General features: G+C 71.0%; 12 protein-coding genes. 8 read left to right on the forward strand and 4 right to left on the reverse strand.

Going from position 1 to position 15208, the window contains the following annotated elements; genetic code table 11:
* The first annotated feature begins 98 nt into the window (after nt 1–98).
* Entirely contained in the window at nt 99–1517 is a 1419-nt protein-coding gene (locus ADK64_RS13010; RefSeq protein WP_053658342.1) for a sugar porter family MFS transporter, read from the forward strand.
* 147 nt (nt 1518–1664) lie between these two features.
* On the opposite strand, the gene ADK64_RS13015 is transcribed toward ADK64_RS13010, so the two are convergent.
* The gene (locus tag ADK64_RS13015) at nt 1665–2042 is read right to left on the reverse strand and encodes a hypothetical protein (protein ID WP_053658344.1); all 378 of its coding nucleotides are present in this window, start codon (nt 2040–2042) and stop codon (nt 1665–1667) included.
* A 53-nt stretch (nt 2043–2095) separates the two neighbouring features.
* On the reverse strand, nt 2096–3067 hold the full coding sequence (locus tag ADK64_RS13020) for an LLM class flavin-dependent oxidoreductase (protein WP_053658346.1): 972 nt from the start codon (nt 3065–3067) through the stop codon (nt 2096–2098).
* 93 nt (nt 3068–3160) lie between these two features.
* Between ADK64_RS13020 and ADK64_RS13025 the strand changes: the two genes are divergently transcribed.
* Nucleotides 3161–3361, forward strand: coding sequence for a hypothetical protein (locus ADK64_RS13025; RefSeq protein ID WP_053658348.1), 201 nt, complete (start codon nt 3161–3163; stop codon nt 3359–3361).
* Between the two features lie 6 nt (nt 3362–3367).
* On the opposite strand, the gene ADK64_RS13030 is transcribed toward ADK64_RS13025, so the two are convergent.
* Nucleotides 3368–4819 carry a cytosine permease gene (locus tag ADK64_RS13030; protein WP_053658350.1) on the reverse strand — a complete coding sequence of 484 codons (1452 nt, stop codon included), beginning with the start codon at nt 4817–4819 and terminating at the stop codon, nt 3368–3370.
* Nucleotides 4820–4989: 170 nt separating this feature from the next.
* Between ADK64_RS13030 and ftsY the strand changes: the two genes are divergently transcribed.
* Complete coding sequence (gene ftsY, locus ADK64_RS13035; RefSeq protein ID WP_053658352.1) at nt 4990–6195, forward strand: signal recognition particle-docking protein FtsY; 1206 nt, start codon at nt 4990–4992, stop codon at nt 6193–6195.
* A gap of 135 nt (nt 6196–6330) precedes the next feature.
* On the opposite strand, the gene ADK64_RS13040 is transcribed toward ftsY, so the two are convergent.
* A complete protein-coding gene (locus ADK64_RS13040; protein WP_053658354.1) occupies nt 6331–6993 on the reverse strand; it encodes a bifunctional DNA primase/polymerase in 663 nt (220 codons plus the stop codon).
* Between the two features lie 502 nt (nt 6994–7495).
* Here ADK64_RS13040 and ADK64_RS13045 point away from each other — a divergent pair.
* From ADK64_RS13045 to ffh, 5 genes are all read left to right on the forward strand, one after another.
* Nucleotides 7496–8974 (forward strand): hypothetical protein, encoded by a 1479-nt coding sequence (locus ADK64_RS13045; RefSeq protein ID WP_053658356.1) that lies wholly within the window; start codon nt 7496–7498, stop codon nt 8972–8974.
* Nucleotides 8975–9316: 342 nt separating this feature from the next.
* A complete protein-coding gene (locus ADK64_RS13050) occupies nt 9317–10660 on the forward strand; it encodes an ammonium transporter (RefSeq protein WP_053658358.1) in 1344 nt (447 codons plus the stop codon).
* Nucleotides 10657–10995, forward strand: coding sequence for a P-II family nitrogen regulator (locus ADK64_RS13055; RefSeq protein ID WP_043504401.1), 339 nt, complete (start codon nt 10657–10659; stop codon nt 10993–10995). Before ADK64_RS13050 ends, ADK64_RS13055 begins: the two co-directional genes overlap by 4 nt.
* A 30-nt stretch (nt 10996–11025) precedes the next feature.
* The gene (locus ADK64_RS13060; RefSeq protein ID WP_053658360.1) at nt 11026–13524 is read left to right on the forward strand and encodes a [protein-PII] uridylyltransferase; all 2499 of its coding nucleotides are present in this window, start codon (nt 11026–11028) and stop codon (nt 13522–13524) included.
* A 93-nt stretch (nt 13525–13617) separates the two neighbouring features.
* Nucleotides 13618–15168, forward strand: coding sequence for a signal recognition particle protein (gene ffh / locus ADK64_RS13065; RefSeq protein ID WP_053658363.1), 1551 nt, complete (start codon nt 13618–13620; stop codon nt 15166–15168).
* Nucleotides 15169–15208: the final 40 nt, after the last annotated feature.

Consider the following 15208-nt stretch of genomic DNA (forward strand, 5'->3'; position numbering starts at 1 on the left):
TTCAGGTGTAAGTGGTGTGAACGTATGCGCCACTGGAAACACCGGGAAGGGCTCGCCCCCCCACCCCGGCAGCGTTGCCGCGGCCCGAGGAGATACACGTGACCAGCACAGCGCAGGCACCTCAGTCAGGATCCGGAACGGCTCATCCCGAGCATCTCGGGCACGTCATCTTCATCGCTGCGGCTGCCGCCATGGGCGGCTTCCTCTTCGGCTACGACAGTTCCGTGATCAACGGCGCGGTCGAGGCCATCCGCAGCCGTTACGACATCGGCTCCGCCGCCCTCGCCCAGGTCATCGCGATCGCCCTGATCGGCTGCGCCATCGGTGCCGCCACCGCCGGCCGCATAGCCGACCGCATCGGCCGTATCCGCTGCATGCAGATCGCCGCCGTCCTCTTCACCATCAGCGCCGTCGGCTCCGCGCTGCCCTTCGCGCTGTGGGACCTCGCCTTCTGGCGCATCATCGGCGGCTTCGCCATCGGCATGGCTTCCGTCATCGGCCCCGCCTACATCGCCGAGGTCGCCCCGCCCGCCTACCGCGGCCGGCTCGGCTCCTTCCAGCAGGCCGCGATCGTCGTCGGCATCGCCATCTCCCAGCTGGTCAACTGGGGCCTGCTGAACGCCGCCGGCGGCAACCAGCGCGGCCACCTGATGGGCCTGGAGGCCTGGCAGGTCATGCTCGGCGTGATGGTCGTCCCGGCCGTGCTCTACGGCCTGCTCTCCTTCGCGATCCCCGAGTCCCCGCGCTTCCTGCTCTCCGTCGGCAAGCGTGAGCGCGCCCGCGAGATCCTCGCCGAGGTCGAGGGCACGCACATCGACCTGGACGCGCGCGTGGGCGAGATCGAGCACGCGATGAAGAGCGAGCACAAGTCCACCTTCAAGGACCTGCTCGGCGGCTCCTTCTTCTTCAAGCCGATCGTCTGGGTCGGCATCGGCCTGTCCGTCTTCCAGCAGTTCGTCGGCATCAACGTCGCGTTCTACTACTCCTCGACGCTGTGGCAGTCGGTCGGCGTCGACCCTTCGCAGTCGTTCTTCTACTCCTTCACGACGTCGATCATCAACATCGTCGGCACCGTGATCGCGATGATCTTCGTGGACCGCATCGGCCGCAAGCCGCTCGCCCTCATCGGCTCGGTCGGCATGGTCGTCGGTCTCGCGCTGGAGGCCTGGGCGTTCAGCTACCACCTGGTCGACGGCAAGCTCCCGGCGACTCAGGGCTGGGTCGCCCTGATCGCCGCCCACGTGTTCGTCCTCTTCTTCGCCCTGTCCTGGGGCGTGGTGGTCTGGGTCTTCCTCGGCGAGATGTTCCCGAACAAGATTCGCGCCGCCGCCCTGGGTGTGGCCGCCTCCGCGCAGTGGATCGCCAACTGGGCCATCACCGCGAGCTTCCCGTCGCTGGCCGACTGGAACCTCTCCGGCACCTACATCATCTACACGGTCTTCGCCGCGCTCTCCATCCCGTTCGTCCTGAAGTTCGTCAAGGAGACGAAGGGCAAGGCGCTGGAGGAGATGGGCTGATCCTCCCGAAGGAGGCCCTCCGAGACCGAGGAGTAGGGGCCAAGTCCCCGCTGCCCCTCTCCTCGTACCATCCGCCGTCCCCGCTCCGGCCACTGCCCGGACCGGGGGCGGCGGTGTCGTGTGTGCCGGTCACCGGCACGGGATGAGTCACCAGATGAGCACGCCCCCGCCGATCTCCAGCGCATGGCGGGCGTTCTCCTCGATGATCCGCAAGCGGGTGTCGATCTGATGCCGGTGTTCCTCGACCGTCCGCGGCCGGTCGGTGCCCTGCGCGACCGCGTCGAGACGGGTGCGCAGCAGGGCGACCTCGCGCAGGAACTCCGGCACTTCCCCGGCTTCCACGGAGAGATCCTCCTCGGCCAGCCGGGGCAGGAAGCGGGCACCCAGCGCGCGCACGAACCCGGACCCCCACACCGTCGTACGCCACGACTCGAAGCCACCGGACCGGTACACGTCGTCCGGCACGTCGAGGATCCGTATCCGCCCGTCCGGCTCCCGGACGAACACCTCCACCAACAGGCTCATGGCCCCAGTGGAGCACCGCCGGACCCGGCCGGACCACCGGATACCACCACGGCTCAGCCCTCCAGCTCGGGCAGCACCCGCTCCGCGAACAGGCGCAGGCTGCGCCAGCCCTCCTCCACCGGCATGCCGCCGGCCAGCGGATGCAGGACGAGGCTGTCCAGCCCCTGCGCCGCGCACTGCTCCGGGGTGAGGATCCGGTACACGCCCTCCGCGCGCAGCTCCGCCACCGTCGTGGCCGCCGACTTCACCGCCGAGCGGATCTGCCCCGACTGCCAGGCGGCGTACGTCCGCGCCTCGTGCAGGAAGTGCTCGCCGTAGACGGCCCACGCCCGGTCCGGGTCCTCGGCGAGGTGCAGGAGCGGGGTCTCGGCGGCGGGCATCATCGTCCAGCCCTCGGTGCCGTACTCGCTGAGCTTCTCCTTGTAGTACGCCTCCAGCTCGGGCAGGTGCGCGCTCGGGAAGAACGGCAGGCCGAGGCGGGCGGCCCGGCGGGCGGCGGCCTTCGAGGAGCCGCCGACCAGGAGGAGCGGGTGCGGATCGGTGTACGGGCGCGGGGTGAGCCGTACCGTACGGCCCCGGTAGGTGAACTCCTCGCCGGACCACGCCCTCAGCAGCGTCTCCAGCAGCTCGTCCTGCAGCCGTCCCCGGCGCTTCCAGTCGACGCCGAACAGGGCGTACTCCTGCGGCCGGTAGCCGATCCCGGCCACCGTCACCAGCCGCCCGCCGCTGAGCAGGTCCAGCACGGCGATCTCCTCGGCCAGCCGCAGCGGGTCGTGCAGCGGGCCGATCACCGCCGACACGGTCACCGCGATGGTCCGGGTCGCGCCGAACACCGCGCCCGCGAAGGCGAACGGCGACGGCAGCCAGTTGTTCTCGGCGCCGTGGTGCTCCTCCGTCTGCACGGTGCTGATCCCGTGCTCGTCCGCGTACGCGGCCATCTCCAGGGCGGCCCGATAGCGGGCGGAGAGCGCGGCGGGGGCGGCGCCGGGAGCGACGAGGTTGAAACGGACGACCGTGACGGGCATGGGAAAGTCCCCCTCCGGTGCGGTGCGGTGGAGGGGGACGGTAGCTGACACTGCGTCAGATGGCCATGGTGGTGCGGCGGATAGACTCACGGGATGACCGAAGCCGTACCCACGGATCCACGGGCGGAGGCCGGCCGGGGCCGGGTCGCCCTGTGGCTCGACCCGGCGGACCTGCACTGGCTCGCCCGCCACTGCTGCTGCCCGGACGATGCCGAGCAGGAGGTGAAGGACCGGTGCGCCCGCCTGCGGTTCCGGGCGGGCGCGGCTCTGCACAAGAGCGGTCCGTCCGCCTGAGGCGCCTCAGGCGGAGACGGTCGCGCGCTCCTCGGCCGGCTCGGCGGCGGCTGCCGGGACCACCACCGCCGGCTTCGGCAGGATCAGGTACAGCAGGCCCGAGATCACGATCGTGGCGACCCAGCCGAGGCCGTACTCGCCGATGACGTTGTTCTTGGCGAGCGGGCCGGTGAACCAGTCCGACGTCGTGAACATCAGGCCCGAGACCAGGCCGACGGCCCAGGAGGCCACGGCCGCGGGGGAGAAGCCGCCCTTGTACCAGTAGGCGCTGGTGCGCGTGGTGTCGGCCAGGGCCCGGCCGTCGTACTCCGTGCGGCGCAGCATGTCCGCGCCGAACACGCCGACCCAGGCGGAGAAGGCGACCGCCAGCAGCGACAGGAAGGCGATGAACGAGCCCATGAAGCTCGTCGCCACCAGCATCAGCACGCCGCCGAAGACCAGCGAGATCACGGCGTTCACCGAGACCGCCCAGTGCCGCGGCACCTTGAAGCCGAGGGTCTGCGCGGTGAAGCCCGCCGAGTACATCGACATCGAGTTGATCAGCAGCATGCCGATCAGGGCGATGCACAGATACGGCACCGCGATCCACGTCGGCAGGATCTCACCGAGGAAGGACACCGGGTCGGTGGCCGAGGCCAGGTCCGGCGTGGACACCGCCATCACCGCGCCCATGAGGACCATGGGGAGGACGACGACTCCGGCGCCGCCGACCGCCGTGCCGACGATCGCCTTCGAGGACGCCGTGCGCGGCAGGTAGCGGGTGAAGTCCGGCGCGGTCGGGATCCAGCTGACACCGCCGGCCGCGATCATGCCGACGCCGGTGATCACCGCGGCCGTGGAGCCGGCGCTGTGGTGCATCACCTTGGACCAGTCGGTGTTCGCCACCAGGTAGCCGAGGACCAGCACCGAGAAGACGCCGAAGAGATAGGTCGCGTACTTGTTGCACTTCTGCACGGCGTTGATGCCGAGTCCGGAGATCGCGAACGTCGCCACGACGAACGCCAGCAGCGTCACCATGTCCAGCACGCTGTTGGCCTTGATGCCGAGCACGATGTCGAGGATGGTGAGCATGGCGTAGGCGCCGGTCACCGCGTTGATCGTCTCCCAGCCCCAGCGCGCGACCCAGATCAGCGAACCGGGCAGCAGGTTGCCGCGCTGTCCGAAGACCGCGCGCGACAGCGCCATACCGGGCGCGCCGCCCCGCTTGCCCGCGATGCCGATCAGCCCGACCAGGCCGTACGACACGATCGGCGCGGCCACCGCGCACACGAGCGCCTGCCAGATGTTCAGGTGGTACGCCACGACGAGGCTCGCGCCCATCGTCAGCAGCAGCACGCTGATGTTGGCGCCGACCCAGGTCGGGAACAGCTCACGGGTCTTCGCGGTGCGCTCGTTGTCCGGGACCTGCTCGATGCCTCGGGTCTCGAGAGCGCCTTCGGTCTCGACGGATTTGCTCATGGAAAAAGGGCCAGACGTGGGGGGATAGGGGAACGGTCGGACTCTACGCGCGTCAACAGAGTCGCCACCATCGTACTTTGCTCCGACTCCTCGCTCTTAGTGGCGTTTGTCTCTCAGAGGAAGCCACAAACAACGTCTCGTCGTAACCCATGACTGATACTGGACGAGTTATGGAAACCGTCATCCTTGCTGTAGTCATCGCCGTGGTCGTGCTCGGCGCGCTCGGCGGGCTGATCGTGGGCAGCCGGCGCAAGAAGCCGCTTCCCCCGCCGCCCCCGAAGACGCCCGACATCACCGCGCCCCCGGCCGAGCCGCACGTCGGCGACGAGGCCGAGACGCCGCGCGACGAACCGCGCCGGACGATCGAGGAGGTGGATCTCCCGGGCGGCCAGGCACCGGTCGCCGTGGAGGAGCCGCCCGCAACCGTCGAGGCTCCCGAGATCGAGATCCCGGAGCCCACCGCAGGCCGGCTGGTCCGCCTGCGCTCCCGCCTGTCCCGCTCGCAGAACGCCCTCGGCAAGGGCCTGCTCACGCTGCTGTCCCGCGAGCACCTCGACGAGGAGACCTGGGAGGAGATCGAGGACACCCTCCTCACCGCCGACGTCGGCGTGCAGCCCACCCAGGAGCTGGTCGAGGGCCTGCGCGAACGCGTGAAGGTGCTCGGCACCCGCACCCCCGAGGAGCTGCGCGGCCTGCTGCGCGAGGAGTTGCTCAAGCTGGTCGGCACCGACGTGGACCGCACGGTCAAGACCGAGCCCGAGGACCGCAAGCCCGGCATCGTGATGGTCGTCGGCGTCAACGGCACCGGCAAGACCACCACCACCGGCAAGCTCGCGCGCGTGCTCGTCGCCGACGGCCGCACGGTCGTCCTCGGCGCCGCCGACACCTTCCGCGCGGCCGCCGCCGATCAGCTCCAGACCTGGGGCGAGCGCGTCGGCGCCTACACCGTGCGCGGCCCCGAGGCCGGCGACCCGGCGTCCGTGGCCTTCGACGCGGTCAAGGAAGGCAAGGAGATGGGGGTCGACGTCGTCCTCATCGACACCGCCGGGCGGCTGCACACCAAGACCGGCCTCATGGACGAGCTGGGCAAGGTCAAGCGGGTCGTGGAGAAGCACGCGCCGCTCGACGAGGTGCTGCTCGTCCTGGACGCCACCACCGGCCAGAACGGTCTCGTGCAGGCCCGGGTCTTCGCCGAGGTCGTGGACATCACCGGCATCGTGCTGACCAAGCTGGACGGCACCGCCAAGGGCGGCATCGTCGTCGCGGTCCAGCGCGAGCTGGGCGTGCCGGTGAAGCTGATCGGACTCGGCGAGGGCGCGGACGATCTGGCGCCGTTCGAGCCGGAGGCGTTCGTGGATGCCCTTATCGGCGACTGACCGTGACCTGGGAGCGTTCCTAGGTCCTCTGCGAAGAAGTGCCCGCCCCAAGGTGCAGTTGGGGTCGGGCACTTCGCTCTTTCCGGGCTCTCTCCCGGCTGGCTCCCCGCTCTTTGCGGGTGCTGTCCGGCGGGACTACGCCCTGGCCCGCGACCGGTGTGCCACATACGCCAGCGTCCCCAGCAGCAGCCGCGCGGCCGGAGGTGCCGTCGCCGAGTCCAGCGCCGGCGGGCGCAGCCAGCGCACCGGGCCGAGGCCGCCCCGGTCGGAGGGCGGAGCCGTGATGTACGTACCGGGACCGAGGCCGAGCAGGTCCAGGGCGGAGGAGTCGTCCCAGCCCATGCGGTACAGCAGCCGGGGCAGGTCGGCGGCGGCGCCGGGCGCGACGAAGAAGTGGGCCCGGCCGTCCGGCGTCGCGGTCACCGGGCCGAGCGGCAGGCCCATGCGCTCCAGCCGGACCAGAGCGCGCCGGCCGGCCGCCTCGGATACCTCGACGACGTCGAACGCCTGGCCCACCGGGAGCATCACCGCGGCGCCCGGGACCTCCGACCAGGCCTTGCCCACCTCGTCCAGCGTGGCCCCGGCCGGCACCTGGGGCGCGAAGTCGAGCGGATGGGCCCCCGGCGCCGGGCAGTCGGCGCGCCCGCACGAACAGGCGCCCGCCGCGGCCCGCGCGCCCGGCACCACGTCCCAGCCCCACAATCCGGTGAACTCGGCGACGGCGGTGCACTCCGAAGAACGGCCGCGCCGACGCGCGCCGGCGCGGATCTCGCGGATGCCGCCGATCGTGAAGCCCATGCCCCCTCCAACGGGTCCTGCGCGCCGGTGGTTACGACACGGAACGAAACGAAAGCGGAACGTAGTGCTACGGCTCCGCCTTCCCACGCCGGCCCGGCGTCAAGCGCGAGGTCAAGGCGGCGCCCGGAGGTGTGTCGGGTGGTGCGCCGGGGTTCATGCGCCCTCGAGCGCATCACTCCGCCCACTTCCAGTCGTCCTATGTCAAGTGAATCGCGTACCGGGGACCGTGAGTTCATTCGAAGGGGTGGCGAATGGTGGCGTTTCCCGGATCGCCATGGCCGGACCGGTGATCGTAGGATTACTGTGAGTGTGCGAGTCCTGGGGGCATATGCATCCATGGGTATGCCGGAGGCGAGTCGGGAACCCGTTCGAAGGGTGGCAACCGGCGGACGGGAGGCCGTATTTACCGGCATTCTGATAGGGCTGGCGCGTGGCGGTCGCCCTGCGGGGGCGGCCGAGGATCGCAACGGCGACAAGTGGTCTCAGGAATGGGGGCGTTCCAGTGAGCGGCAACGGCGGTAGCGGGACGAACGCTGACAAGCGCCCCAACGAGCTGCTCGGCTCGTGGTTCGTGCGCAGCGGCTGGTCCAAGGGCGAGCTGGCCCGCCAAGTGAACCGCCGGGCCCGTCAGTTGGGTGCCAACCACATTTCCACCGACACCTCGCGCGTACGGCGCTGGCTGGACGGGGAGAATCCGCGCGAGCCGATCCCGCGCATCCTCTCGGAGCTGTTCTCCGAGCGCTTCGGCTGCGTGGTCTCCATCGAGGACCTCGGCCTGCGCGCCGCCCGACAGACACCCTCCGCGTCCGGCGTCGACCTGCCCTGGACCGGCCCGCAGACGGTCGCGCTGCTCAGCGAGTTCTCGCGCAGCGACCTGATGCTCGCCCGGCGCGGCTTCCTCGGCACCTCCCTGGTGCTGTCCGCCGGCCCGTCCCTCATCGAGCCCATGCAGCGCTGGCTCGTGCCCAGCCCCGCCTCCCCGCTCCCGGCCGTGCCCGAGCCCGTCCTCGACCCGCGCCGCCCCGGCCGGCTGTCCAAGCCCGAGCTGGACCTGCTGGAGTCCACCACCCGGATGTTCCGCGAGTGGGACGCCCAGTGCGGCGGCGGTCTGCGCCGCAAGGCGGTCGTCGGGCAGCTGCACGAGGTGACCGACCTGCTCCAGGAGCCCCAGCCCGAGGCCACCACCCGCATCCTCTTCAAGGTCGCCGCCGAACTGGCGGAGCTGGCGGGCTGGATGTCGTACGACGTCGGCCTCCAGCCGACCGCGCAGAAGTACTTCGTCCTCGCCCTGCACGCGGCCAAGGAGGCCGGCGACAAGCCGCTCGGCTCGTACGTCCTGTCCAGCATGAGCCGCCAGATGATCCACCTCGGCCGGCCCGACGACGCCCTGGAACTGATCCACCTCGCCCAGTACGGCAGCCGCGACTGCGCGAGCCCGCGCACCCAGTCCATGCTGTATGCGATGGAGGCCCGCGCGTACGCCAACATGGGCCAGCCGGGCAAGACCAAGCGCGCGGTCCGTATGGCCGAGGACACCTTCGCCGAGGCCGACGAGTGGGACGAGCCGGACCCCGACTGGATCCGCTTCTTCTCCGAGGCCGAGCTGTACGGCGAGAACTCCCACTCCTACCGCGACCTCGCCTACGTCGCCGGCCGCAGCCCCACCTACGCCTCCCTCGCCGAGCCGCTCATGCAGCGTGCGGTGGAGCTGTTCGCCAAGGACCCGGAGCACCAGCGGTCGTACGCGCTCAACCTGATCGGCAAGGCCACCGTGCACCTGCTCCGGCGCGAGCCCGAGCAGGGCACGGCCTATGCCTCCCAGGCCATGGAGATCGCCAAGAAGGTCCGCTCCGAGCGGGTCAACACTCGTATCCGAAAGACGGTCGACACGGCCGTGCGGGACTACGGCGACCTCGCCGCGGTCGTCGACCTCACCGACCAGCTCGCCGTAGACCTCCCGGAGACCGCCGAGGCCGTCTGACGACCCCGGCACCGCAAGCCCCGGCCGCGGCCGGGCCTCCCGAACTGCCCGACTCGGCTCCCCCACGCCAGGTCATCGAGAGGCCCGCCGCGGCCGGCCCGTCTCCGTCGAGGACTCCTCCCCGGCCGGTTGCGTCACGATAACGATCGCCGTGCCGGAGATCCGGCAGTTCATGGACGCGTAACACGCAAGGCGCCTTCGTCACCCCGGCGAAACAACGAGGGGCTCCCGCCGAAACCGCACTGCGCCAATCTCATGGCGCATAACCGGCCCACCCTTCACCCGACCGGACCGCTCAGGCACCGCCCGCACGGGGCCGTACCAACCGACGAGGAGACGCCGATGGCCCCAGCCGTCACGCTTGCCGCGGAGGCACCCAAGCTGTCTGCCGCGAACACAGGCTTCATGCTCATCTGCTCCGCCCTGGTGCTGATCATGACCCCGGGTCTCGCCTTCTTCTACGGAGGCATGGTCCGCGTCAAGAGCACCCTGAACATGCTGATGATGAGCTTCATCAGCATGGGCATCGTCACCATCCTGTGGGTGCTCTACGGCTTCTCCCTCGCCTTCGGCGAGCACAACGGCCTCATCGGCTGGAACTCCGACTGGTTCGGGCTCAGCCACATCGGCCTGACACAGCTCTGGCCCGGCTACACCATCCCGATCTTCGTCTTCATGGTCTTCCAGATGATGTTCGCCATCATCACCCCGGCCCTGATAAGCGGCGCCCTCGCCGACCGTGTGAAGTTCTCGGCCTGGGCGCTCTTCGTCGCCCTGTGGGTCACGATCGTCTACGTCCCGGTCGCCCACTGGGTCTGGGGCGCGGACGGCTGGGCCTTCAAGCTGGGCGTGATCGACTTCGCGGGCGGTACGGCGGTCCACATCAACGCGGGTGCGGCGGCCCTCGGCGTCATCCTCGTCATCGGCAAGCGCGTCGGCTTCAAGAAGGACCCGATGCGCCCGCACAGCCTCCCGCTGGTCATGCTCGGCGCCGGTCTGCTGTGGTTCGGCTGGTTCGGCTTCAACGCGGGCTCCTGGCTCGGCAACGACGACGGCGTCGGCGCGCTGATGTTCGTCAACACGCAGGTTGCGACCGCTGCCGCCATGCTGGCCTGGCTCGCCTACGAGAAGATCCGGCACGGCGCCTTCACCACCCTCGGCGCCGCCTCCGGCGCGGTCGCCGGTCTGGTCGCGATCACCCCGTCCGGCGGTGCGGTCTCCCCGCTCGGCGCGATCGCCGTCGGCGCCATCGCCGGTGTCGCCTGCGCCGCGGCCGTCGGGCTGAAGTTCAGGTTCGGCTTCGACGACTCCCTCGACGTCGTCGGCGTCCACATGGTCGGCGGCATCATCGGCTCCCTGCTCATCGGCTTCTTCGCCACCGGCAAGGGCCAGTCCACCGCCACCGGCGTGTTCTACGGCGACCACTCCTTCACCCAGCTGTGGAAGCAGTGCGCCGGAGTCGGCGCGGTCCTCGCCTACTCCCTGGTCGTCTCCGCGGTCCTCGCCTTCCTGCTCGACCGGACCATCGGCATGCGGGTCAGCGAGGACGAGGAGGTCTCCGGCATCGACCAGGCCGAACACGCCGAGAGCGCCTACGACTTCAGCGGTACCGGCGGTGGTGTCATCGGATCCGCCGCCCACGCCCCGTCCCTGGCCGCCGCACAGACCAAGAAGGTGGACGCATGAAGCTCATCACCGCCGTCGTCAAGCCCCACCGGCTCGACGAGATCAAGGAGGCCCTCCAGGCCTTCGGCGTCCACGGGCTGACGGTCACCGAGGCCAGCGGCTACGGCCGGCAGCGGGGCCACACCGAGGTCTACCGCGGCGCCGAGTACACCGTCGACCTGGTCCCCAAGATCCGCATCGAGGTGCTGGCCGAGGACGACGACGCCGAGCAGCTGATCGAGGTCATCGTCAAGGCGGCCCGCACCGGCAAGATCGGTGACGGCAAGGTCTGGTCCCTGCCGGTCGACACGGCCGTACGGGTCCGTACCGGCGAGCGCGGCCCCGACGCGCTCTGACACGAGAGCGAACAAGACAGGAGTCACTGGGTGACGGGTACGGACGTGGGCACGGAAGCAGAGGACTCGGGACCCAGCGGCTACGCGGCGGCCCGGCTGCGCCTCCTCACCGAGGGGGCGCGGTCCGGGCCGCCGCGCCGTGCCGCCCTCGCGGAACTGACCGACGACTGGCTCGCCGGACTGTTCACCGCGGCGGCCGCGGGGCTCACGGGAGCCTCCCTGGTCGCCGTCGGCGGTTACGGCCGCGGCGAGCTGTCCCCGCGCAGCGACCTCGACCTCGTGCTGCTGCACGACGGCTCCGACCCCGGCGCCGTCGCCGCCCTCGCCGACCGCCTCTGGTACCCCGTCTGGGACCTCGGCCTCGCCCTCGACCACTCCGTGCGCACCCCGGCGGAGGCCCGCAAGACGGCGGGCGAGGATCTGAAGGTCCAACTCGGCCTCCTGGACGCCCGCCACCTCGCCGGCGACCTCGGCCTCACCGCCGGCCTGCGTACGGCCGTCCTCGCCGACTGGCGCAACCAGGCGCCCAAACGCCTGCCCGAACTCCAGGAACTGTGCGCCGAACGCGCCGACCGGCAGGGCGAGCTGCAGTACCTGCTGGAACCCGACCTCAAGGAGGCGCGCGGCGGCCTGCGCGACGCCACCGCGCTGCGCGCCGTCGCCGCTTCCTGGCTCGCCGACGCCCCGCGCGAGGGCCTCGCCGACGCGCGCCGGCGCCTGCTCGACGTACGCGACGCCCTGCACCTGGCGACCGGCCGGGCGACCGACCGGCTCGCGCTCCAGGAGCAGGACCAGGTGGCCGCCGAGCTGGGCCTGCTGGACGCCGACACCCTGCTGCGGCAGGTGTACGAAGCGGCGCGTGTGATCGCGTACGCCAGTGACGTCACCTGGCGTGAGGTGGGGCGCGTACTGCGGTCGCGCGCCGTACGGCCGCGCCTGCGCAAACTGGCGAGGGAGCGAAGCGACTTCCTCAGGAGGGCGGTGGCGGGCGAGGGGAGGGCGCTGGGCGGCGGCACACCGGTCACCGAGCGGTCTCCGCTGGCCGAGGGAGTGGTGGAGCAGGACGGTGAGGTGGTGCTCGCCCGTGCCGCGCGCCCCGAGCGCGACCCCGTGCTCCCCTTGCGTGCGGCGGCCGCCGCGGCGCAGGCCGGCCTTCCGCTCTCCCTGCACGCCGTACGGCGCATGGCCGCCATCGCGCGCCCCCTGCCCACGCCCTGGCCCGCCGAGGCCCGGGAGCAACTGGTCACGCTGCTCGGCTCCGGCCGCCCGACCGTCGAGGTCTGGGAGGCGCTGGAGGCGGAGGGCCTGATCAGCCGCCTGCTGCCGGACTGGGAGCGGGTCCGCTGCCGTCCACAGCGCAATGCCGTCCATATCTGGACGGTCGACCGGCACCTGATCGAGACGGCCGTCCGCGCCTCCGCGCTGACCCGCCACGTCAGCCGACCCGACCTGCTCCTGGTCGCCGCCCTGCTGCACGACATCGGCAAGGGCTGGCCCGGCGACCACTCGGTGGCCGGCGAGATCATCGCCAAGGACGTGGCGGCGCGGATCGGCTTCGACCGCGCGGACGTGGCGGTGCTGTCGACCCTGGTCCGCCATCACCTGCTCCTGATCGAGACGGCCACGCGCCGCGACCTGGACGATCCGGCCACGGTCCGCTCGGTCGCCGAGGCGGTCGGCACCCAGAGCACCCTGGAGCTGCTGCACGCGCTGACGGAGGCCGACGCCCTCGCCACCGGACCGGCCGCCTGGTCGTCCTGGCGCGGCTCCCTCGTCGCCGACCTGGTCCGGCGGGTCGCCGCCGTGCTCGCCGGGGACACCCCGGACGAGCCCGAGCCGGCCGCGCCCTCGGCCGAACAGGAGCGCCTCGCCATCGAGGCGTTCCGCACCGGGGGCCCGGTCCTCGCCCTGCGCGCCCAGACGGAACCGGCCACCGAGGACGAGACCTCCGGTGGACCCCTCGGCGTCGAGCTGCTCATCGCCGTACCGGACCAGCCCGCCGTGCTCCCCGCGGTCGCCGGTGTCCTCGCCGTGCACCGTCTGACCGTGCGCACGGCCGAGCTGCGCGCGCTGCGCCTGCCGGACGACGTGGACGACGGCGCGGTCCTGCTGCTGAACTGGCGGGTCGCCGCCGAGTACGGCTCCCTGCCGCAGGCCGCCCGGCTGCGCGCCGACCTCGTCCGCGCCCTGGACGGCTCCCTGGACATCGCCGGGCGCCTCGCCGAACGGGACGCGGCCTACCCACGCCGCCGCGGCCGGCTCGCCCCGCCGCCCCGCGTCACGGTGGCCCCCGCCGCCTCCCACCACGCCACGGTCATCGAGGTCCGCGCCCAGGACGCCCCGGGCCTGCTGCACCGCATCGGCATGGCCCTGGAGAAGGCGGGGGTACGGGTGCGCAGCATGCACGTGAGCACGCTGGGCTCCAACGCGGTCGACGCCTTCTACGTCACCACCGGCGCGGGTGCTCAGCTGCCGGGGGAGGACGCGTCGTCGCTGGCCCGGGTGCTGGAGGAGACGTTGCGCGGATGAGTCGGGGGACGACCCTGCCCCGGTGTCTTCGGCGCCGGGATACCCTGGAGGGCGATTCCCAGACCGTCACCGACCCCGAGGACCGCGAGCGCCGTGTTCGACACTCTCTCCGATCGCCTGTCAGCGACTTTCAAGAACCTGCGCGGCAAGGGACGGCTCTCCGAGGCGGACATCGACGCCACGGCGCGCGAGATCCGTATCGCGCTCCTCGAAGCGGACGTGGCCCTGCCCGTCGTGCGCACGTTCATCAAGAACATCAAGGAGCGCGCACTCGGTTCCGAGGTCTCCAAGGCGCTGAACCCCGCCCAGCAGGTCCTGAAGATCGTCAACGACGAGCTGGTCACCATCCTCGGTGGCGAGACCCGTCGCCTGCGCTTCGCCAAGCAGCCGCCCACCGTGATCATGCTGGCCGGTCTCCAGGGCGCCGGTAAGACCACCCTCGCGGGCAAGCTCGCCAGCTGGCTGAAGGAGCAGGGCCACTCGCCGCTGCTCGTCGCCTGTGACCTGCAGCGTCCGAACGCCGTCAACCAGCTCAGCGTCGTCGCCGAGCGCGCCGGTGTCGCCGTCTACGCCCCCGAGCCGGGCAACGGCGTCGGCAACCCGGTGAAGGTCGCCGAGGACTCCATCGAGTTCGCGAAGTCCAAGGTCCACGACATCGTGATCGTGGACACCGCCGGCCGCCTCGGCATCGACCAGGAGATGATGCAGCAGGCCGCGGACATCAGGGACGCGGTCAAGCCCGACGAGATCCTCTTCGTCGTCGACGCGATGATCGGTCAGGACGCGGTCAACACCGCCGAGGCCTTCCGCGACGGCGTCGGCTTCGACGGCGTGGTCCTCTCGAAGCTCGACGGCGACGCCCGCGGTGGTGCCGCGCTGTCCATCCGGCAGATCACCGGCAAGCCGATCATGTTCGCGTCGAACGGCGAGAAGCTGGACGACTTCGACGCGTTCCACCCGGACCGGATGGCCTCCCGCATCCTCGACATGGGTGACCTGCTCACCCTGATCGAGCAGGCGGAGAAGACCTTCAGCCAGGAAGAGGCCGCCAAGATGGCCTCGAAGCTGGCGTCCAAGAAGGGCCAGGACTTCACCCTGGACGACTTCCTGGCCCAGATGGAGCAGGTCAGGAAGATGGGCTCCATCTCCAAGCTGCTCGGCATGCTTCCGGGCATGGGCCAGATCAAGGACCAGATCCAGAACATCGACGAACGGGACGTCGACCGCACCGCCGCGATCATCAAGTCGATGACCCCGGCCGAGCGCCAGGAACCGACGATCATCAACGGCTCGCGCCGCGCCCGTATCGCCAAGGGTTCCGGTGTCGAGGTCGGCGCGGTGAAGAACCTGGTCGAGCGGTTCTTCGAGGCCCGCAAGATGATGTCCCGGATGGCGCAGGGCGGCGGGATGCCGGGCATGCCGGGGATCCCGGGCATGGGCGGCGGTCCCGGCCGGTCGAAGAAGCAGCCGAAGAAGGCCAAGGGCAAGCAGCGCTCCGGCAACCCGATGAAGCGCAAGCAGCAGGAACTGGAGGAGGCCCAGCGCCGCGACACCGCGGCTGCGGGCGGCAACGCCTTCGGCCTGCCCCAGCAGGGCGGCCAGGACTTCGAGCTGCCGGACGAGTTCAAGAAGTTCATGGGCTGACCGAGCCCGTCGTACGTCCCGGAGGGCGCCCTTCCACGGA

It is taken from the genome of Streptomyces sp. MMG1121 (genome assembly GCF_001280015.1).
GTDB lineage: Bacteria > Actinomycetota > Actinomycetes > Streptomycetales > Streptomycetaceae > Streptomyces.